The 19,160-nt window shown below is 33.1% G+C and carries 23 protein-coding genes and 1 pseudogene; 21 read left to right on the top strand and 3 right to left on the bottom strand.

The genetic code is table 11. The features are described 5' to 3' along the window. Positions 1–202 precede the first annotated feature (202 nt). The 9 genes from LL038_RS17070 to LL038_RS17030 all read left to right on the top strand — a co-directional run bounded on the left by LL038_RS17070 (position 203) and on the right by LL038_RS17030 (position 6,305). Positions 203–1,318 carry an alpha/beta hydrolase gene (locus LL038_RS17070; protein ID WP_216125005.1) on the top strand — a complete coding sequence of 372 codons (1,116 nt, stop codon included), beginning with the start codon at positions 203–205 and terminating at the stop codon, positions 1,316–1,318. A gap of 173 nt (positions 1,319–1,491) precedes the next feature. Beyond that, complete coding sequence (locus tag LL038_RS17065) at positions 1,492–1,860, top strand: DUF4405 domain-containing protein (protein ID WP_268055896.1); 369 nt, start codon at positions 1,492–1,494, stop codon at positions 1,858–1,860. A 308-nt stretch (positions 1,861–2,168) separates the two neighbouring features. Beyond that, positions 2,169–2,801: a flavodoxin family protein gene (locus tag LL038_RS17060; protein WP_216125003.1), complete on the top strand. Its 633-nt coding sequence runs from the start codon at positions 2,169–2,171 to the stop codon at positions 2,799–2,801. A gap of 63 nt (positions 2,802–2,864) precedes the next feature. Next, a complete protein-coding gene (locus tag LL038_RS17055; protein ID WP_216102843.1) occupies positions 2,865–3,764 on the top strand; it encodes a DUF362 domain-containing protein in 900 nt (299 codons plus the stop codon). A 68-nt stretch (positions 3,765–3,832) separates the two neighbouring features. Further along, a complete protein-coding gene (locus LL038_RS17050; RefSeq protein ID WP_216125002.1) occupies positions 3,833–4,594 on the top strand; it encodes a carboxymuconolactone decarboxylase family protein in 762 nt (253 codons plus the stop codon). An 88-nt stretch (positions 4,595–4,682) separates the two neighbouring features. Further along, positions 4,683–5,099: a cupin domain-containing protein gene (locus tag LL038_RS17045; RefSeq protein ID WP_216125001.1), complete on the top strand. Its 417-nt coding sequence runs from the start codon at positions 4,683–4,685 to the stop codon at positions 5,097–5,099. 146 nt (positions 5,100–5,245) lie between these two features. Then, a complete protein-coding gene (locus tag LL038_RS17040; RefSeq protein ID WP_253200299.1) occupies positions 5,246–5,380 on the top strand; it encodes a 4Fe-4S binding protein in 135 nt (44 codons plus the stop codon). A 70-nt stretch (positions 5,381–5,450) separates the two neighbouring features. Further along, positions 5,451–5,828: a MerR family transcriptional regulator gene (locus LL038_RS17035; protein ID WP_216125000.1), complete on the top strand. Its 378-nt coding sequence runs from the start codon at positions 5,451–5,453 to the stop codon at positions 5,826–5,828. Positions 5,829–6,068: 240 nt separating this feature from the next. Beyond that, the gene (locus LL038_RS17030; protein ID WP_216124998.1) at positions 6,069–6,305 is read left to right on the top strand and encodes a hypothetical protein; all 237 of its coding nucleotides are present in this window, start codon (positions 6,069–6,071) and stop codon (positions 6,303–6,305) included. Positions 6,306–6,561: 256 nt separating this feature from the next. Here LL038_RS17030 and LL038_RS17025 read toward each other — a convergent pair whose 3' ends face one another. Both LL038_RS17025 and LL038_RS17020 read right to left on the bottom strand, forming a co-directional pair. Beyond that, on the bottom strand, positions 6,562–7,203 hold the full coding sequence (locus LL038_RS17025) for an AAA family ATPase (protein WP_216124996.1): 642 nt from the start codon (positions 7,201–7,203) through the stop codon (positions 6,562–6,564). Positions 7,204–7,385: 182 nt separating this feature from the next. After that, a complete protein-coding gene (locus tag LL038_RS17020; RefSeq protein WP_216124994.1) occupies positions 7,386–8,798 on the bottom strand; it encodes a DHA2 family efflux MFS transporter permease subunit in 1,413 nt (470 codons plus the stop codon). Positions 8,799–9,289: 491 nt separating this feature from the next. Between LL038_RS17020 and LL038_RS17015 the strand changes: the two are divergent. Both LL038_RS17015 and LL038_RS17010 read left to right on the top strand, forming a co-directional pair. Beyond that, positions 9,290–9,498, top strand: a pseudogene (locus tag LL038_RS17015) (carboxymuconolactone decarboxylase family protein); the annotation flags it as partial. 101 nt (positions 9,499–9,599) lie between these two features. Next, entirely contained in the window at positions 9,600–10,178 is a 579-nt protein-coding gene (locus LL038_RS17010) for a TetR/AcrR family transcriptional regulator (protein WP_216124992.1), read from the top strand. A 379-nt stretch (positions 10,179–10,557) separates the two neighbouring features. On the opposite strand, the gene LL038_RS17005 is transcribed toward LL038_RS17010, so the two are convergent. Beyond that, positions 10,558–10,905 carry a winged helix-turn-helix transcriptional regulator gene (locus tag LL038_RS17005; RefSeq protein WP_216124990.1) on the bottom strand — a complete coding sequence of 116 codons (348 nt, stop codon included), beginning with the start codon at positions 10,903–10,905 and terminating at the stop codon, positions 10,558–10,560. Between the two features lie 295 nt (positions 10,906–11,200). On the opposite strand from LL038_RS17005, the gene LL038_RS17000 reads away from it, so the two are divergent. The 10 genes from LL038_RS17000 to LL038_RS16955 all read left to right on the top strand — a co-directional run bounded on the left by LL038_RS17000 (position 11,201) and on the right by LL038_RS16955 (position 19,076). Then, positions 11,201–11,581 (top strand): nuclear transport factor 2 family protein, encoded by a 381-nt coding sequence (locus LL038_RS17000; protein ID WP_216124989.1) that lies wholly within the window; start codon positions 11,201–11,203, stop codon positions 11,579–11,581. Positions 11,582–11,656: 75 nt separating this feature from the next. Then, positions 11,657–12,202 carry a flavodoxin family protein gene (locus LL038_RS16995; RefSeq protein ID WP_216124988.1) on the top strand — a complete coding sequence of 182 codons (546 nt, stop codon included), beginning with the start codon at positions 11,657–11,659 and terminating at the stop codon, positions 12,200–12,202. A gap of 175 nt (positions 12,203–12,377) precedes the next feature. Next, entirely contained in the window at positions 12,378–13,007 is a 630-nt protein-coding gene (locus LL038_RS16990) for a flavodoxin family protein (protein WP_216124987.1), read from the top strand. A 112-nt stretch (positions 13,008–13,119) separates the two neighbouring features. Further along, positions 13,120–13,299, top strand: coding sequence for a cysteine-rich KTR domain-containing protein (locus LL038_RS16985; protein WP_216124986.1), 180 nt, complete (start codon positions 13,120–13,122; stop codon positions 13,297–13,299). A gap of 331 nt (positions 13,300–13,630) precedes the next feature. After that, a complete protein-coding gene (tnpA, locus tag LL038_RS16980) occupies positions 13,631–14,032 on the top strand; it encodes an IS200/IS605 family transposase (protein WP_216124985.1) in 402 nt (133 codons plus the stop codon). A 7-nt stretch (positions 14,033–14,039) separates the two neighbouring features. After that, positions 14,040–15,515 (top strand): transposase, encoded by a 1,476-nt coding sequence (locus LL038_RS16975; RefSeq protein WP_216124983.1) that lies wholly within the window; start codon positions 14,040–14,042, stop codon positions 15,513–15,515. 486 nt (positions 15,516–16,001) lie between these two features. Next, a complete protein-coding gene (locus tag LL038_RS16970) occupies positions 16,002–16,379 on the top strand; it encodes a MerR family transcriptional regulator (protein WP_216124982.1) in 378 nt (125 codons plus the stop codon). Positions 16,380–16,597: 218 nt separating this feature from the next. Continuing rightward, positions 16,598–17,272: a response regulator transcription factor gene (locus LL038_RS16965; RefSeq protein WP_216102832.1), complete on the top strand. Its 675-nt coding sequence runs from the start codon at positions 16,598–16,600 to the stop codon at positions 17,270–17,272. Beyond that, a complete protein-coding gene (locus LL038_RS16960; protein ID WP_216124980.1) occupies positions 17,269–18,333 on the top strand; it encodes a HAMP domain-containing sensor histidine kinase in 1,065 nt (354 codons plus the stop codon). The genes LL038_RS16965 and LL038_RS16960 overlap by 4 nt, the downstream gene beginning before the upstream one ends. Before the next feature lie 227 nt (positions 18,334–18,560). Next, positions 18,561–19,076, top strand: coding sequence for a hypothetical protein (locus tag LL038_RS16955; protein WP_216124979.1), 516 nt, complete (start codon positions 18,561–18,563; stop codon positions 19,074–19,076). The last annotated feature ends 84 nt before the right edge of the window (positions 19,077–19,160 follow it).

The raw sequence follows: 19,160 nt of genomic DNA, 5'->3' as shown, positions 1-19,160 counted from the left end.
TAATTATTATATAACGATAAAAACAGGCAATAAAGATATTTCTCATATTATGGAAACACAAAAATTATTGCTTATCAAATTCACGAAAAGTAAGGAGGTGATATTTTTGAAATTAAGACATTGATTGTAAAATAAAGGAATGAAAAAAAGATGAATATTAATAAAATAAATATGTAATCAATAAAAGAAAGAGGAGATTATTATGAAAATGAAGCTTTTTAGTAATAAATTAGCAAAAACTATTATGTTGGGACTTTCACTTACAATTGTGGGCGGTGGTGCTGCAGTTGCTTTGGCGGCGCAACATGTGAAACATCCACAAATTAAAGCGGTTAAGAAACTGCCAGTGAGCCTGCCAGCAGGCGATATGTCCCGCGGTGCAGACAACTTTTACAAGAGCAACAAAGTAGATGTTAAGAAAGTTACGTTTCATAACATTTACAATATGAAGGTAGCTGGTAATTTGTTTGTGCCAAAGAACTTGGATAAAAGCAAAAAACATTCAGCCATCATTGTCGGACATCCTATGGGCGCAGTAAAAGAGCAAAGTGCAAATCTTTATGCTCAAAAAATGGCAGAGAAGGGATATGTAACGATTTCGTTCGATATGTCCTTCTGGGGGGACAGTGAAGGAAAACCTGGTAACAGTGTTTCACCGGACATTTATGCGGATGATTTCAGCGCCGCTATTGATTTTCTTGATACAATGCCATATGTAGACCGTGAGAACATTGGAGTCATCGGTATCTGTGGCAGTGGTAGTTTTGCCATCAGTGAAGCTAAAATTGATCCACGTATGAAGGCGGTTGCTACGGTCAGCATGTATGATATGGGAAGTGTAAATCGAAATGCATTGAATCACAGCCAGACGTTAGAGCAGCGTAAAAAGGTTATCGCAGATGCAGCACATCAGCGTGATATCGAATATGCAGGCGGTAAGAAGGAATATACAAGCGGTACACAGGAAACAATCGATGAAAAATCTTCGCCAATTGCTAAGGAATTTTACGATTTTTATCGCACTTCCAGAGGATCTGCTAATACAACTACGCATCCGACGCTTACGAGTAATATGAAATTCATGAATTTCTATCCGTTCAATGATATTGAAACAATTTCACCGCGTCCATTACTTTTCATTACTGGTACAGAGGCTCATTCGATCGAATTCAGTAAGGACGCTTATGCAAAAGCTGCTGAACCGAAAGAATTGTATCTTGTTCCAAATGCCGGGCATGTTGATCTTTATGATCGTACAGATCTAATTCCGTTCGATAAACTCACGGAGTTTTTCAATAAATACTTGAATAAAAAATAAAGAAAATGTACCCCATAGAGTAGACAATTTAAAAAAGTCACTCTATGGGGCATTTTTATGGATTAGACATAAATTTTTTGTTTCTTATGAAAAATTTATGGTTAATTAATTTGGAATGTAAATGATTATGTTTTATTCAGTTAACATATAATTTGCGCCGTATTATAAGCACAGTGGTAAATGCGCTTATGTTATCACCGATGATACTTTTGATGATAACAGGAATTATGATATCAAAAGATGTGTTTGCATTTCTTAAAATAAGTGGTGGATTTGCGGTACGTGGGTTACATACATTTGCAGCTACATGGGGATTAGTATTTATGTCTGTACATTTTGGTATGCATTGGCAAATGCTTATTAATATGACAACAAAAATAACTGGGCATACTGATAAAAATATTATAGTAACAATTATTAAACGTCTCACAACACTTGGTATTGTGGTATATGGAATTAAATCCTTTTTGATTTGGATATCAGTTCAAAGTTATTCATGCAAACAACTTTTAGCTATTGGAATTTTGACGAGTCGACCATAGGATTTTTCTTATCTATCAATTAGGGGCATCTATATTGGAGTAACATATTACTGATTAGTTTTAATAAATAAATTTCATAACTAAAATGGCTTGACTTGGAGTGCACTCTAAGTGGTAGGCTATATATAGTATCAAAAATATAAAATATAGAAAAGAAATGATAAATACAATGAGTAATAGAAAAATTAAAACGAACCAATAAAGATTATTTTTTTAAATAAAGAATAATTTTTATGTAGTATTAAAGTATAAAGAAATATTTAACTGTTTGTAATGAACTATTTAATAAAAAGAGAGGAATTGATAAAATGAAGGTATTATTAGTAAATGGAAGCCCACATAAAGAAGGATGCACTTACACAGCATTAACAGAAGTTGCAGAAACATTGAACAAGGAAGGAATTGAAACAGAGATTTTTTGGATTGGAAATAAAGCCTTAAATGGATGTATTGCCTGCAAGGTATGTATTACTAAGAAAAAATGTGTATTTGATGATAGAGTAAATGAATTTCTTGATATAGCAGCGGACTATGATGGATTTATTTTTGGAACACCAGTACACTGGGGATCAGCAGGTGGTGCTATAACATCATTTTTAGATAGAGTATTTTATGCAGATCTTAATAGTGGAAGACAGTCGTTCTATTTAAAACCTGCGGCATGTGTCATATCAGCAAGAAGAGCAGGAACAACTGCAACATTTGATCAATTGAATAAGTATTTTGGATTAATGCAGATGCCAATTGTTTCATCACAATATTGGAATATGGTTCATGGCGCAACTCCGGAGCAAGTAAAACAGGATATAGAAGGACTTCAGATTATGAGAACTCTTGGAAGAAATATGGCATTTTTCTTAAAATGCAAGGAAGTTGGTCTTAAGAATGGTGTAGAAATGCCAGAACGAGAAACTGCTATATTTACTAATTTTATAAGATAATTTTAACATTAATATAGTAGCTAATTTTTATACGCGAACAATTATTTAAGAGGAGTGAATGATATGAAATTATTATTAAAAAAGAAAAACAGTAATAACCAAACTAAAGCTTCGGTATATATGACAAAAGATATCAGTGCAGAAGGATTAATGGCTATTTACGAAGCATTAGATCGCAATGCAACAGGAAAAGTAGCTGTCAAAATATCAAGTGGTGAACCTGGAGGTCATTATTTCCTATCTCCAAAATTGATTGCACCATTGGTTCAGTCAGTTAATGGAACAATTGTAGAATGCAATACTGCATATGGTGGAGGACGTGGAGACACAAAGGCTCATCGTCATGTTGTAGAAAGACATGGATTTACAGAGATTGCGACCGTTGACATCATGGATGCAGATGGTTCTATGAGTATCCCAGTTGTTGGAGGAAAACATCTAAAAGAAGATATGGTTGGTTCACATTTTGCAGATTATGATTTTGTAATTAACCTTGCACATTTTAAAGGTCATGCCATGGGTGGATTTGGTGGAGTTCTTAAAAATATGTCCATAGGAATTGCGTCTTCTATGGGAAAGAGTCTGATTCATAGTGCAGGTAAGGAAAAGACTGGATTTTCAATGAATACACCTCAGGATGATTTTTTAGAGTCCATGGCTGAAGCTGCAAAAGCTGTTGCCAGTTATGTGGGAGAAAACATTATTTATATCAATGTTATGAATTACTTATCTGTAGATTGTGACTGTGATTCTAATCCGGCAAAACCAGAAATGGATGACATTGGGATACTTGCTTCTTTAGATCCAGTAGCACTAGATCAAGCATGTGTTGATCTAGTATATGCAGCTCCTGATGGAAAAGCACTGATTGAGAGAATGGAGTCTAGACATGGAATTCATACAGTAGAATATGCAGAAGAAATTGGAGTTGGAACTCGTAACTATGATTTATATACAATTTAGGAATTATTGCTGCCTATGATTGAGGAACTTGCAATCCTTTTTGGAGCAAAATAAAGGAGGAATTAAAAATGGCAATTACAGACTTTTCAAAAGAGTATCATGAAAAGATGTTTCCAGGCTATGCATCAAAGTTATTAGAAACAGACCCAGAATTTGTTGAGCGATTTGATAACTTTACATTTGATGAAGTTGTAAATCAGGATGATTTGGACGATCATACTAGAATGATGGTAATTATTGCGACATTAATTGGATGTCAAGGTATCGATGAGTTCAAGGCAATGGTACCTGCTGCACTTAATTTTGGAGTAACACCAGTAGAAGTGAAAGAAATTGTATATCAGGCCGTAGCTTACCTCGGAATTGGAAGGGTACTACCATTTCTTCATGGTATTAATGATGTACTAACAGCAAGGGGTATTAAGTTACCACTTGAAGGACAGTCAAATACTACAACTGAAAATCGTTTAGAAAAAGGAGTTCAGGCACAGGTTGACATCTTTGGAGATGGAATGAAAGAATTCTATAAATCAGGACCACAGGAATCACGACACATCAATCATTGGTTAGCTGATAATTGCTTTGGTGATTATTATACACGTAGCGGCCTTGATTACAAACAGCGCGAAATGATTACTTTCTGTTTCTTATTCGCACAGGGTGGTTGTGAGTCACAACTTACAAGTCATGCTGTAGCCAATATGAAGATTGGTAATGATAAGCAGTTTTTAATTAAGATTATTTCACAGTGCCTACCGTTCATAGGTTATCCGAGAAGTCTTAATGCACTTAGCTGCGTAAATAATGCAGCTACTCAGATAGAAAAATAAAAGCTGAAGCTATTACTTGGCTTGAAGTTAACTCTAGGTAGTAGAATGATTATGTTGTAAATTTTATTGTAAAAGGAGATTATATAATATGAGTAATAAAAAGGATTTAAATAACAATGCAATTTTTCCAAAAGGAGAGCCACTTCCAGAGAAGTTTTCCAAATATTTTATTGGCCAGGCATATTTAAATATGCTTACGACTACTGGTGTACCAATTGGAAATGTAACATTTGAACCAGCATGCCGTAATAATTGGCATATTCATCATAATGGTGGTCAGATTCTTCTCGTAACAGAGGGAAGAGGATGGTATCAGGAATGGGAAAAAGAGGTACAGGAATTACATCCAGGTGATGTTGTTAACATTCCACCTGAAGTAAAGCATTGGCATGGAGCAGCAAAAGACAGTACTTTTTCACACTTGGCAGTGGAAGTACCTGCGGAAGGCGCCTCTAATGAATGGTTAGAAGCAGTTACAGATGAAGTGTACGGAAAGCTAAAATAAGTAAAACGGACAGACTATAAATTATTAACCCCATATCATTAAACTGAATCAATAAAAATGGACATTGCGAAAATACCCCCAATTGTAGAATAACAATGCTATGATCGGGGGTATTGTTATGTCAGCTGTAAAAGGAAAAAAACAATTTGCCAGATGTTTTTAAGAAAATAGAGCACCACGCAAGTGAGTGCATAAAATGTGGAGCATGTATGAAAAACTGTCCATTTGGTGTGGATATTATTAATAAAATGAATCAGGCTGTTAAACTATTTGGAAATTAAACAATTATACAAGTCACTAGAAAACTTATTATTAAAATATTGAAATATCGGAGATTGGAGGAAAGTAAAAATGACTATTACCGAAGCAAGTGAAAAATTTGACATTTCACAGGATACATTGCGTTATTATGAGCGTATTGGACTGATACCACATGTAAACCGTACGAAAAGTGGTGTTAGGGATTATACAGAAGAGTCCTATGAATGGATTGAACTCGCAAAATGCATGCGGTTGGCTGGAGTGCCAATAGAAACCTTGATTGAGTATTGTGCACTAACGCAGCAAGGAGACTCGACCATATTATCCAGAAAAGAACTTTTAGTAGAAGTTCATAAGAAGCTTATGAATAAAATGGAAAATATGACAAAAACGTTAGAAAGACTGAATTATAAAATAGACAGATATGAAAAGGCAGAAGTGACAGGCGTTTTGTCTTGGGATAAGTAGAATAATGATTTGTAATAGGATTAGAATCTCCATACTCTTAAAATATAGAGTATGGAGATTTTATTTATAACTTGATTATTATTAATTATTTTGAAATACTTACTTAAGTAATAATTACCTAAGTAAGTATTTAGAAACAAAAAAGAGGCAATAAATGATATTGATAAAGAAGAACTAGATATTTTTAATCAAGTTTTAGAAAAGATGATGAAGAACTTACAGTACGAAGAAGGTTTATTTATGTTTAAAAAGTCGTTTAAAAATGATAAAGAAAGTCCTATATCTTTGTTAAAGATATTAAAGCAAGCATTTGAAATTAATAAAAAACCTTTTCCATGGTTAAAAGCAATTAGTGCTGCTATATGTGTAGGAGTTCCAGTAAGTATTGGACTCGTAGAAGGACAACTACATTTAGGGTTAGTGGGTGGAATTGGGGGATTATGCCGTAGCAGCATTTTTTTCTTTAGAACACATTAGTTATTTACTTGACATGGATTGCACAACAAAGGTATATTTCAACTTATCAGATAAAAATTTAGCAGAGGTGTTACTTGCCTTTGAAAAAATGGCAATGGCCATTGAATAAAAACAGGTTATACAGTTTAAAAAAATTCCTATTATGAATGAAATACCAAAAATTTGTGAAGAAATTAATATTCTTCAAGAATCTTTGAGTATAGAAGTTACAAGTATTAATTTAGAAGGTTGAAACAACCTTCTAAATTAAACTACATTATTTGGAGTTTAACAGTTCATCACCAAATCTTTCTTTCAGATACTGCATTATTATGGCTTCGCTTTTTTTTAGTCCAAGTTTACTTGTATTTATTGTCAAGTCATAAGTGCATGCATTATACATATCCATCCCTGTAAACACTTTGTAATATTTTAATCTTTGTTTATCAGTTTTTTCGAGTAATTGCAGTACTTTATCTCCTGATATATTATTTAATTGCTGAGTACGTTTTTTACGGAAATCCAAATCGGCATGCAAAAAAATGCTTATGTGTCTTGGATGGTTACGAAGAAGATAAGATGCTGCTCTTCCTATTATTACTACTGACTTTTCATTTGCAACTTTTATAATAACATTTGCTTGTGCCTTATGTGCTTTATCGTCTCTAATTATTTCTACCTCTGGATAATATCCAAAGGCCCCAGTAGAGTATGATAATACATTCTTCAATATACCACCTTGCTTTTCATCAGAAGATTCTATCTCCTCAATAGAAGCATGCAAGTCTTTTGCTGCGTCTCTAACTATCTCCTTATCATAATATGAAAAATTCAAATTTTCAGTTAGTCTTTTGCCTAAATATTTTCCGCCGCTTCCAATTTGACGGTCGATTGTTATAACAATATTTGATTTATTCATGTTTATTCCCCCTCTATAAGCTTAAAAATATCTTTTTTATTTAGTTTACGGCAATGAGTCGTTTATTTGATATGTCTAACTAACCATTAATGATTTATATATATATTTTCTCTAGTCTATGATTTAAAACTGATTATTATCTGTTTTTGATTATTTGATTTTTTAAACAATTACACAACATCTTAAATCTTCGCCTTATTTATATTTTCTCTTAAAGCAATGGATAAACAGAATCCAATTAAAACAAATCCTGATAGTGCTAATGTTGCAGTACTAAAGCCAGTAGCAGAAGCCACTTGCGCTGTAGCTTGGTTGCTTAGGGCTTTTAGCTGTGAAGCTGACATAATACCTATAAATAATGAAGAACCAATTGCAGCTGCTAGCTGTTGGAGTGTATTCATTATAGCTATCCCATGTGGATAACATTCTTTTGGTAATGAACTAAGAGCAGTTGTTTGAGACGGTGACAGTGTAACTCCAATTCCGATTTCTACTATTATAAATAAAATAATGATACTTATAACAGATGTATGAACATTTGAACGAGATAATATAAATAATGGTACAAGAATTATAGCAAATCCTACTGGTAGTAAAGTTTTTCCTCCTAGCTTATCGTAAATTTTTCCACCTATAGGAGTTATAAATCCACTTATAAGTGTTGCTGGAAGTAATACCATTGCAGCTATAAAAGTGCTTTTTTTAAGTGCACCTTGAAGAAACATTGGCAACATTACAGCCATAGTAAATACTGTCATCATTGAAATCATAACAAGTAATGTTCCTATTGAAAATGCTCTATATTTAAATGTACGTATGTCTAACATTGGTTCCTTTAAAGATAATTGTCGTTTAACAAATAAAATTAAAGATATTAATCCGATAATAAAAATTAAAGCAACTATTTTAAGATTTTTGCCTTGTTCACTAATACCACTTATACCATATATAAATCCACCAAACCCTATAGTTGATAATATAATTGATATAAAATCAATCTTAGGTTTTGCAAGTTGCGTTTCAATATTTAAATAAATTGAACCTAAAATCACAGCTACAATTATAATTGGAATTAGTATATAAAATAAGGCGTGCCAAGTAAAAGATTGTAATACAATTCCTGCAACTGTTGGTCCAGCAGCTGGTCCAAGGGTAATTGCAGCACTGCATAGGCCCATTACTGAACCGCGATTTTGTGGTGATGTTACTGCTAATACTGTATTCATCATAATAGGAATTATCATTCCAGTTCCTGCTGCTTGTAGGATTCTTGATATAAGTAACATTACAAATGATCCTGAACAAGCTGCACATATTGTTCCAACTAAAAGTATTGTCATAGCTACTAAAAATAACTTCTTAGTTTTAAATGTTTGAATTAAAAAAGCTGTAACTGGTACTAGAACTGCTACAACTATCATATATGCAGTAATTATCCATTGGATTTTTCCTGCTGTAACATTCATTTCAACCATTAGAGATGATAAAGCGACATTTAATATAGTTTCATTAAAAGTGGATATAAATCCACTAAACACCAATACTGCTATTATTGATTTTACATTAAGATTTGTTATAGATTTTTTTGTTTCCATTAAAAGTTTCCCTCCTGTATAAAACTGGTCTAGATAATAATTGTTAAAATTAGAACTGTTTTTAATATATGGAAACAGTTCTTGTCTATTGGCTTTCTTCATTAAATATTATAGACACAAAAAGATCTATTCTTTTTCATTTATATGTATACATTTTTTTAAAAGCTCCTCCTTGGTTTTACTTAAATCAAAAAAACGCTGTACCGACGATATTGATATGACCGTCAGGTACAGCGCTCTAGTAGTATAGCACAATATTTTTATTTATGTAATAACATAAATTTTATTTTTTTTATATAAAATAGGTTTTGTTAATTATAAGATAATAAATGGTTAATATAATAGGGATAGAAAAACGTTGTGTCGTGAAAATAATCTCATTTTTAATGGTTACTTAAAAATTTTTCTAAGTTTATTATAGTTTGTTCATATATACCAAAGCCTATTTTACATTTTTCATTGAAAGCTTCTACAGTATAACTAAGCTTATACGTAGTGGTCTTGAGTACAAACAACGCGAAATGATTACTTTTGCTTCTTATCTGCACAGGGTGGTTGTGAGTCACAACTTACAAGCCATGCGTCAGCCAATATGATGATAGGTAATGATAAGAAGTTCTTAATTAAGATTATTTCACAGTGCCTACCGTTCATAGGCAATCCAAGAAGTCTTAATGCACTTAGCATGAAGGACGTCTAGGTTCTATTTATTTTATGTCCAGAATGTGATGCAAATATGAAAATAATTATTGACCGATCGTTCTCGAAATGTTATTATTGCATTTATAAGGAGTGGTATTAATGGGTCGAAGCAGGGAATTTGATGAAAATGTAGTACTCCAGAAAGCAATGGAATTATTTTGGGAAAAAGGCTATGAAAAGACATCTCTGAGCGATCTAGTAGAGCACATGGGAATCCATCGCAGAAGTTTATATGATACCTTCGGTGATAAGCATACCTTATTTTTAAAAACTATAGATTGTTATGAAGAATTAATAAAAAACAAAATACAAATTGGAACAATACATGCTGAAACGGCAAAACAAGCGGTGCAATTTATCTTTGATTTTATGATTGAAGGATACGAGGATAGACCATGGGGATGCTTAATTGTAAACTCAGCAACTGAGATGGCTCTCCGGGATAAAGAGGTAGATGAAAAGACGGAAAAGGCATTTATGCAAACGGAGCATTTTCTTGCGGATCTTGTTCGCAAAGGACAGCAAACAGGTGAATTTTCCTGTAATTATGATGCTGAAGTTCTGTCAGAAATCTTGCAAAATACTTTGCTTGGAATTCGTGTACTTGTAAGAACCTCAGCGAGCAAAGAAAAAATGCATCGTATAGCGGATTTTTTTGTAAATTTGTTAAAAAAATAAAAATTTTTCAACGAATTAGAATGAACGTTCTCAAGAAATTGCTCTCAGATCTTTTGCAAATGCCTTCTTGCCTTTATGTGGTAATATTTCATGCTTGATCTCAATTGGTGGATTATACAACGTTTGTTGTTTTGGTACAGCATATCCTTGTGTACAATATATATAATAAATGGCATGTCAAGAAAACTCTGAAATATCAGAGACCTTGATGTGCCATTTTTAATAAGTTGTATTGCTTGATTTCCAGTTAACTTTTTGCCAACTATAGACTTCCGACCGTTAGTTTAAGACATTCCTTCCACTGCTCAAGCTATATGCCTTAAAATTCTCTACAATATTACCACCGCAAATTGGACATTTACCTATGAGGTTTCTTGCATCAATTTTTTTTATTACAACATCTTACATTGTCACCCCATTCACACATACTGTCTAGAATCGGTATTAGCGACTTGCCGCGCTCAGTTAGGCTGTATTCCACCTTTGGAGGAATCTGTGGATATTCCTCCCGATGGATCAAGTGATCTGCTTCCAATCCTTTTAGCATTACACTCAAAGTTTTATACGAAATTGTATTGATGTACTTTTTCAGCTCATTGAACCTCACTACCTCGAACTCCATGAGACAATAGAGAATCACCATTTTATATTTGCCGTTGATAAGGGACAATGTATAGCTGAATCCTGTTTTCTCAAGATCAGCATCTGCAATACATGCTATGCCCATCTTTTGCACTCTCCTTTTGGTAAGTATTAAACGCTTTTGTTAGTATCGCACATAGATGTGCGTACTTGATTGATTTCCTATTTGCAATATAATCGTAGTAGATAAAAACATTGTTGTCAATCAAATCTAACTTTCTGACAACGGTGCCGTGATTTGTGATTCCGGCGACGACATACAAGTTGGAAAAATCATGCAGGCGGTTTTGGGTGAATATGAAATTGCCAACAACATCTAATCAGATAACCTGGATCAATGATCCTTATTATAATAAATTATTAAAAAGGAGTCTTTTATCATGAGAAACAATATTAGCGATTACGAAGCAGTTGAAAAGGTAGCAAGAAAGTTTGCCGAAGCTGTTGCCACAGGTAAAAGTGAAATCTGCAAACCGTATTTCTATGACGAAGCCGTAATGTTCGGCTATCTGGACGGCAGACTGGAGCACGGCGGTATCCAAAATCTCTACGACAACCTAGATAATGCAGGTTCTGATCCGAAATATGTTTATCGTGTTGACGTTCTCACCATTGAGGAAACCGTAGCCATCGTACAGGTTATCGAGGATAACTGGGGCGGACACAACTTCACTGATTATTTGATGATGATGAAGATGGAGGACGGCTGGAAGGTCGTAGCTAAGGTTTACAACCAGAATTCCAACACAATCAAAAAGTAATTTTGAGGCAAGGTGATTAGGTTGAAACATCCAGCCACTTTTTCTAAACAATTAAAACAAAAAAGGAGATAAAACATGAGAAAAAGAATTATAATTATTACCGGCAGTCCCCGGAAAACAGGAAACAGCTTTGCAATGACTGAGGCTTTTATTAAAGCTGCCGAGGCAAAAGGCCACACCATCACTCGCTTTGATGCGGCTGGAATGACCTTAGGAGGCTGTCACGCCTGCGAAACTTGCTTCAAGACTGGAAAGCCATGCAGCTTTGATGATGACTTTAACAAAATGGCTCCGGCAATTGAAGAAGCGGACGCAATCGTGTTTACCATGCCGGTTTACTGGTATTCTATGCCTTCGCAGATAAAAGCCGCAATTGACAAGCTATTCTGCTTTGTAGTTGGCGGTAAGAATATCGCTGGAAAGGAGTGCGCTCTGATCACCTGTTGTGAGGAAGATGATATATCTGTAATGGACGGTGTTCGAATTCCTTACGAGCGTACCGCGGCTTTGCTAAAATGGAAATCTGTCGGCGAAGTGCTGGTTCCCAATGTTCTCAATCCTGGCGATATTGATAAAACTGATGGTATAAAAAAGGCGGTGGCGCTGGCCGATTTATTTTAAGGAGATTTTAAATATGAGTAAAAAAATTATTATTCTGAATGGTAGCCCAAGACCAAAGGGCAACACTTCCACATTAATTTAGGCATTTACAAAAGGTGCAGAGGAAGGCAGAAAGCTGGGCGTTACGATTGATTAAAACAAAATAAAGGAATAAGAAATTTTAGGAGGTATTTTTATGAGCACTGTAAAAGTGTTACTTATCAATGGCAGTCCAAACGAGCATGGATGTACCTACACAGCGCTTTCGGAAATTGCAGATACGCTTGATAAACACGATATTGAAACTGAAATCTTGTATTTGGGTAAGAAACCTATTGCAGGTTGTATTGCCTGCATGAAATGCGTTCAAACAGGCAAATGTGTGTTTGACGATCAAGTCAATAGCGTATTGACTGTACTGGACGATATTGATGCGATTGTCGTTGGATCACCCGTATATTATGCAGGAGCGACCGGACAACTCACATCTTTTTTAAATCGCATGTTCTTTTGTAGTGAACCCCGTATGGCTGGAAAACTTGGCGCATCTGTTGTATCCTGCCGTCGAGGTGGTGCATCAGCAGCATTTGATCAACTGAATAAATACTTCACGATCTGCAATATGCCTATTGTGTCCTCTCAGTATTGGAATCAGGTACATGGTTTCACCCCTGATGATGTGCGCAAGGACGAGGAAGGCTTACAGACCATGCGAACACTCGGTGAAAATATGGCGTGGCTCTTAAAAAACATTGAAGTAGGACGCAAAAACGGTGTTACCGCACCAAAGTATGAGCCACGTATGAAAACACACTTTATTCGTTAACAGTTTTGAGTAACAACACAAAAGCAAAGGATACTCACATTTAGAAATATATCACATACTTTCTTGGACGAATTGATATTCATAATAAAGGCAAATACAGTAGGAACGAAAAATGTGTGAATTTAACTGGATAATTTATTCAATTTGCGAAAATAAAACTCGTATACAAGTAAGGGTCGACACTCTACTTGTAAATTTTTCTCTACTGCCTGAAAAAGAAAGCGATTCAATAACAAAAAAATGGCATTGGGAAAATGAAAACGGCTCATTGAGCATTATAAATCTTGCTTAGCCAGTAGGGATTTGCAAAAGAAGATATTGAAAATATCAGCCGAAGTAAGAGGGGAGTGTATCTGTAATGGGTACATTCTTTTTGCTTTATATGGGACTATAAAACTTTGTAATTGTGAATAACTTTGAGTTAAGACGAAAAGGCAGGCTTTTCAAAATTTTTTATAAAACCGCTTGACTTGGAGTTCACTCCAGATGATAAACTATTACAATATATTGTGCGGAAAGCCCACTCCTTTAGGTGTGGGATGGATAGCATAATGCATAAATATTTATCTGAAATGTATGTATAAAAGAGTTTAAACATACACATAATAGGATATAATGATATTATGGAAAATAAGTATAGAAGAACTAAAACAACAGTTTCTTTAATTAATTATCATTTTATATTTTGCCCAAGATATAGAAGGAAAATATTTTTAATACCTAATGGAGAAGAAAGATTTAAGTGTTTGGTCAAAGATGTATGTAAGGAGATAGAAATTGAAATTATTGCAATAGAATGTAATAAGGATCATACACATATGTTTTTAAATTGTCTTCCCAAATTAGGACCGTCGGATATTATGCAAAAAATAAAAGGTGCAACAAGTAAAGGTTTGAGAGCAGAATTTCAAGAATTAAATAAAATGCCTAGTCTATGGACAAGAAGTTATTTTGTATCCACGGCTGGAAATGTAAATAGTGAAACAGTAAAAAAATATGTAGATAATCAAAAGACAAGATATTAAGAAGGGGGTGAATGCTGCGTCAAATTATATTTTAACTTTAAAATTAAACACAGAAAAATATCAGGAAGACATATTAAATAAAAGATTAGAAATAAGTAGAAGTATTTATAATAGTTGTTTAGGCGAATTGTTTAAAAGATATAACCATATGAGAGAATCGAAAGAATATGAGAAAATAATAAATATGGTTAAAGGGAAAGAACGGAATAAAAAATTTAATGAATTAAACAAGAGATATGATTTGACAGAGTATTCTTTCCATAAATATGTAAAATGTATACAGAAATATTTTAAAGATAATATAGATAGTTTCACTGCTCAAAAGATAGCTTGTAGGTGTTTTAGTGCTTTTCAAAAATTAATGCTCCATCAATCAAATAGAATTTATTTTAAAAAGTATGGTGAAATGAATAGTGTTGAGGGAAAATCCAATAAAACTGGGATTAGGTTTATAGACAATAAATTAAGATGGAATGGATTAGATATAAATGTGATTATAAATAAAAACGATGAATACGCACAAGTTTCATTATTAAATAAAACTAAATATTGTAGAGTGGTAAGAAAATTAATTCGTGGTAAATATAAATATTATGTTCAATTAATACTAGAAGGAATTCCACCAATTAAGTATAATAAAGAAACCGGTGAGGTTAGAAATAAAATAGGTGACGGAAATGTTGGTATAGATATTGGTACAAGAACAATTGCAATATCAAGTAAAAACGAAGTTAAGTTATTAGAATTATGTCCTGAGATAGAAAATATAGAACATGAAAAAAATATATTACTCAGAAAATTAGATAGACAAAGAAGAAGTAATAACCCTAATAATTATAATGAGAACGGGACTATAAAAAAGGGAATTATGACTAATTTAAAGAAAATAAAATTGACATGGATTAAGTCAAATAAATATATCAAAACTCAAAATGAATTAAGAGAAGTTCAGAGAAAACAAGCCTCTATAAGGAAACAATCTCATGAGAAGTTAGCTAATTATATTATAAGTTTAGGAGATAGAATATTAGTTGAAACTATGAATTATAAAGGACTTCAATCAAGGTCAAAAGAAACTACTGTTAACACAAAAGGTAAATTTAACAAGAAAAAGCGATTTGGCAAGAGTTTAGCAAATAAAGCACCATCAATGTTTTTAACAATACTGGATAATAAACTAGAATGGCGGAATACAAAGTTAACCAAGATCAATACTTATAAAGTAAAAGCATCCCAATATAATCATATAGAAGATAAATATATAAAAAAGAAATTATCTGGAAGATGGAATGATTTTGGAGAACTTAAAATACAGAGAGATTTGTATTCAAGCTTTTTAATAATGAATGTAAAAGATAATTTAGAAGAAATAGACAAAGAATTATGTTTTAAGCAGTTCGATAATTTTAGAAAACTTCATGATAAAGAAATATTGAAAATACAGAGTAGTAGTATTAATTTGATAAGCAGTATGGGTATTTAGAAGCAAATAAAAGGTTTTGATATGAGCCTTGACTATCGCTAATTCATTCATTAGAGTAATTGGTAGTAAAAGTTTTAGAGAAATTAATGAGTTCTTATATGTGTAATTTATTAGCTCCTTAATAGATGAGAGTATTTGAGAAGTTAACGTATCTAAGAACCCCACACCTTGAGGTGTGGGAGTATCAGAAGGCGTTGGATCTGTATGAACAATAACATTTTATTATTATACATATCAAATATATACCTTATGATTACGGCAATATCCATTCCGTTCCTTGCACTATATAATGTGGGAGCTGTAATTTTCCGTACTATGGGTAATTCCAAACTGGTCAATGATTAAAAAAATGTTAAGTAGTGGTGTTGCATTTGGTGTGGATATTATTAATAAAATGAAACAGGCTGTTAAACTATTTGGCAATTAGACAATTATACAAGTCACCAAATTGAGTAGTTACGAATAGAAGAGTGGAGGAAAGCAAAAATGACTATTACCCAAGTAAGTAAAAGATTTGACCTTTCTCAGGATACATTGCGTTATTATGAGCGTATCGGACTGATACCACAGGTAAACCGTACGAAAAGTGGTATCAGGGATTATACAGAAGAATCCTGCAAATGGATTGAACTTGCAAAATGCATGCGTTTAGCTGGAGTGCCAATAGAAGCCCTTATTGAATATTGTGTGCTTACACAGCAAGGAGATTTGACAGTAACAGCCAGAAAAGAACTTTTAGTAGAAGAACGCAGAAAACTTATGGAAAAAATGGCGAATATGGCAAAAACGTTAGATAGACTGAATTATAAAATAGACAGATATGAAAAGGCAGAAGTGACAGGCATTTTATCTTGGGATAAGTAGAATAAAGATTTGTAACAGGATTAGAATCTCCGTACTCTTAAAATAGAGAGTACGGAGATTTTTTTGATAATAATTGCTTGGATGCAATTATGGTATTATAATAAACACACAGAGATAAAAACACATTCCGGTAGGTAGTTCGGCAGCAACATTCATAAACAACGAGAAGCAGAGAAAGAATACCGATTTGGACTGAAATAATAGAAAAGAGGTTTGTTATGATAAATATTTTAGTTCTAGAGGATGATGAAAAACTGAATTATATTGTATGTTTATATTTAAATGACAATGGCTATCATGCCATCAGTTGTAAGAATGCTATGGAGGCATTTGATAAGATGATGGATGAAACAGTTAGCATTATTATTTCAGATATTATGATGCCGGAAATGGATGGATTTGAGTTTGCAGAGGAAATTCGCAGGCATAACAAAACGATTCCGATTTTATTTATGACGGCAAGAGATGATATTACTTCTAAGAAAAAAGGGTATCATATTGGAATAGATGATTATATGGTAAAACCCATTGAGATGGATGAATTGATTTTGCGAGTGTCGGCACTTTTAAGACGTGCAAGCATTGCAAATGAGAGAAAGTTGGAAGTTGGTTCTTTACTTTTAAATGAAGATGAGACGTCTGCATATGTGAACGGAATTGAAGTAGCACTTACTGTACGTGAATTTAATATTCTTTTTAAATTGTTATCCTATCCCAAGAGAACTTTTACAAGAAATCAGTTGATGGATGAGTTTTGGGGATTTGATAGTGAAAGCACACCTCGGACAGTTGATGTGTCCATAACAAAAATTAGAGATAAAATTTCAGATTGCAGTAATGTTGAAATTGTCACAGTTCGAGGCCTTGGGTATAAGGTAGTGATTAAGGAATGAAGGTGGAATATGAAGAACAAAAGGATAATAGGATTAATTCAAGACGTTCATTTGTAAAAGAATATCTGATTGTTTTTGCGGTGGTTTTGTGGTGTTGTTCTGGTTCAGTATTGATATTTAATGCACAGATGCAGCAAAATGCAGATCCATGGTTTATGGTTCTTATAGGTAGTTCCTATGTATTATTTATAGGAGTGGTTGTTTATGTTGGGATAAAAATTTTAATTCGTAGTAGTTTTACAAAGCCAATACATGAAATAAGAAAAGTTGCAAGAAAGGTTGCAGAGGGGGATTTTACCGTTAGGGTACATTCACAACGTAAAGATGATAAGAAAGATGAAGTAGAGATATTGATAGATGATTTTAATAAAATGATAGAGGAACTCGCAAGCATAGAAACTTTGAAAGGAGATTTTATAACAAATATATCTCATGAGATTAAGACTCCGCTTGCAGTAATACAAAATTATGCCTCGGTTATGAAGAAAGAATCATTGCCAATAGATAAACGGATGGAATACACAGATACCATATTGGTAGCATCTAAAAAACTTTCTACATTAGTAACTACAGTTCTTAAATTAAATAAATTGGATAATCAGGAAATCATTAAGAAAAATACATATTCATTGGATGAGCAATTACGATGCAGCATTCTTGCATTAGAAGAAAAATTTGAAGAAAAGGATGTTATGCTTGATGTGGAATTAGATGAAGTAATGATTACGACAGATGAGAATTTAATGGAAATGGTATGGAATAATTTATTGACAAATTCAATTAAGTTCACAGAATCTAAAGGAACAGTAAGAATAAAACTTAAAAAGGAAAATGGCAAAATAATTGTATCAATAAGTGATACTGGATGCGGAATGAGTAAGAAAACCGTTGAGCATGTGTTTGATAGGTTTTACCAAGGGGATACTTCTCATTCGTCAATTGGAAATGGACTGGGGCTATCCTTAGTAAAACGTATTATAGACTTAGTGGAAGGGAAAATTAATGTTGACAGCGAGTGCGGTAAAGGCACAGAATTTACAGTAATACTTACAGAAAATTAAACATAGATATTTGCATAAGAAAGAAAAGCTCTCACATTTAGAACTGTGAGAGTTTTTATTTATTTATTTATTTATTTATTATTATGTGGGTATAACTATAAATTTACTTGAAAAAAGGGGAAATAATCATTTTAACAAAACTTTAACAATATATTAACGTTCGGGAATATTTGAGGGTTAATATACAGATATGAAGTGAAACAGAAAAATGAAAGGAGAAAATAATAATGGCTGAAAACAATACACGTAATAAATTTATAATGAATGAGTATATTGATGTCAATGTAAATCAGAATCTTGTGCAACTTTGTAGTGATTGTTATAAGGAGTTAGGATGGAACATAATAAATACAAGTAGCGCAGTAAATTCGGTTTCAATTAAAATGCAGCGTGACCGTAAAATCAAGAATCGTGTTGCGTTATGTGATTTACAGAGAAAATGTGAGGAAGCATTTACCTCTATAGAAAAGTTGGAAAGAACGAAAACAAGTAAAGCAATGCTAATATCACTAGGAATAGGAATTATTGGAACGGCTTTTATGGCTGGTTCAGTGTTTGCTTATTTGGCATCAATGGTTCTGTTCTCCATTATTTTGGCGATTCCAGCATTTATCGGATGGACACTTCCATATTTTTTTTATAAGAAAATATATAAGGAAACAGGTACAAAAGTAAATGTAATGATTGAGCATAATTATGATACGATTTATGATTTATGTAAAAAGGCAAGTCATTTATTATAAAAGCTAAAGTCATAACTTTAGTGAAATATGTACATCAGTATAAAGAATTTACATTTTAACATAACTTTAACGAAATATTAACGT

The organism is Clostridium estertheticum (assembly GCF_026650985.1).
Taxonomy (GTDB): Bacteria; Bacillota; Clostridia; order Clostridiales; family Clostridiaceae; genus Clostridium_AD; species Clostridium_AD estertheticum_C.
Note: the sequence above shows the minus strand (reverse complement) of the source record. Positions and strands in the feature narration are given on the sequence as shown.

Coding starts and splice junctions, on each gene's coding strand:
- LL038_RS17070 (WP_216125005.1), top strand. CDS start 203: ATGAAAATGAAGCTTTTTAGTAATAAATTAGCAAAAACTATTATGTTG.
- LL038_RS16970 (WP_216124982.1), top strand. CDS start 16,002: ATGACTATTACCCAAGTAAGTAAAAGATTTGACCTTTCTCAGGATACA.
- LL038_RS17045 (WP_216125001.1), top strand. CDS start 4,683: ATGAGTAATAAAAAGGATTTAAATAACAATGCAATTTTTCCAAAAGGA.
- LL038_RS17010 (WP_216124992.1), top strand. CDS start 9,600: ATGGGTCGAAGCAGGGAATTTGATGAAAATGTAGTACTCCAGAAAGCA.
- LL038_RS16985 (WP_216124986.1), top strand. CDS start 13,120: ATGTGTGAATTTAACTGGATAATTTATTCAATTTGCGAAAATAAAACT.
- LL038_RS17050 (WP_216125002.1), top strand. CDS start 3,833: ATGGCAATTACAGACTTTTCAAAAGAGTATCATGAAAAGATGTTTCCA.
- LL038_RS17000 (WP_216124989.1), top strand. CDS start 11,201: ATGAGAAACAATATTAGCGATTACGAAGCAGTTGAAAAGGTAGCAAGA.
- LL038_RS17055 (WP_216102843.1), top strand. CDS start 2,865: ATGAAATTATTATTAAAAAAGAAAAACAGTAATAACCAAACTAAAGCT.
- LL038_RS16960 (WP_216124980.1), top strand. CDS start 17,269: ATGAAGGTGGAATATGAAGAACAAAAGGATAATAGGATTAATTCAAGA.
- LL038_RS17030 (WP_216124998.1), top strand. CDS start 6,069: ATGTTTAAAAAGTCGTTTAAAAATGATAAAGAAAGTCCTATATCTTTG.
- LL038_RS16990 (WP_216124987.1), top strand. CDS start 12,378: ATGAGCACTGTAAAAGTGTTACTTATCAATGGCAGTCCAAACGAGCAT.
- LL038_RS17020 (WP_216124994.1), bottom strand. CDS start 8,798: ATGGAAACAAAAAAATCTATAACAAATCTTAATGTAAAATCAATAATA.
- LL038_RS17025 (WP_216124996.1), bottom strand. CDS start 7,203: ATGAATAAATCAAATATTGTTATAACAATCGACCGTCAAATTGGAAGC.
- LL038_RS16955 (WP_216124979.1), top strand. CDS start 18,561: ATGGCTGAAAACAATACACGTAATAAATTTATAATGAATGAGTATATT.
- LL038_RS16965 (WP_216102832.1), top strand. CDS start 16,598: ATGATAAATATTTTAGTTCTAGAGGATGATGAAAAACTGAATTATATT.
- LL038_RS17035 (WP_216125000.1), top strand. CDS start 5,451: ATGACTATTACCGAAGCAAGTGAAAAATTTGACATTTCACAGGATACA.
- LL038_RS17005 (WP_216124990.1), bottom strand. CDS start 10,905: ATGGGCATAGCATGTATTGCAGATGCTGATCTTGAGAAAACAGGATTC.
- tnpA (WP_216124985.1), top strand. CDS start 13,631: ATGGAAAATAAGTATAGAAGAACTAAAACAACAGTTTCTTTAATTAAT.
- LL038_RS17060 (WP_216125003.1), top strand. CDS start 2,169: ATGAAGGTATTATTAGTAAATGGAAGCCCACATAAAGAAGGATGCACT.
- LL038_RS16995 (WP_216124988.1), top strand. CDS start 11,657: ATGAGAAAAAGAATTATAATTATTACCGGCAGTCCCCGGAAAACAGGA.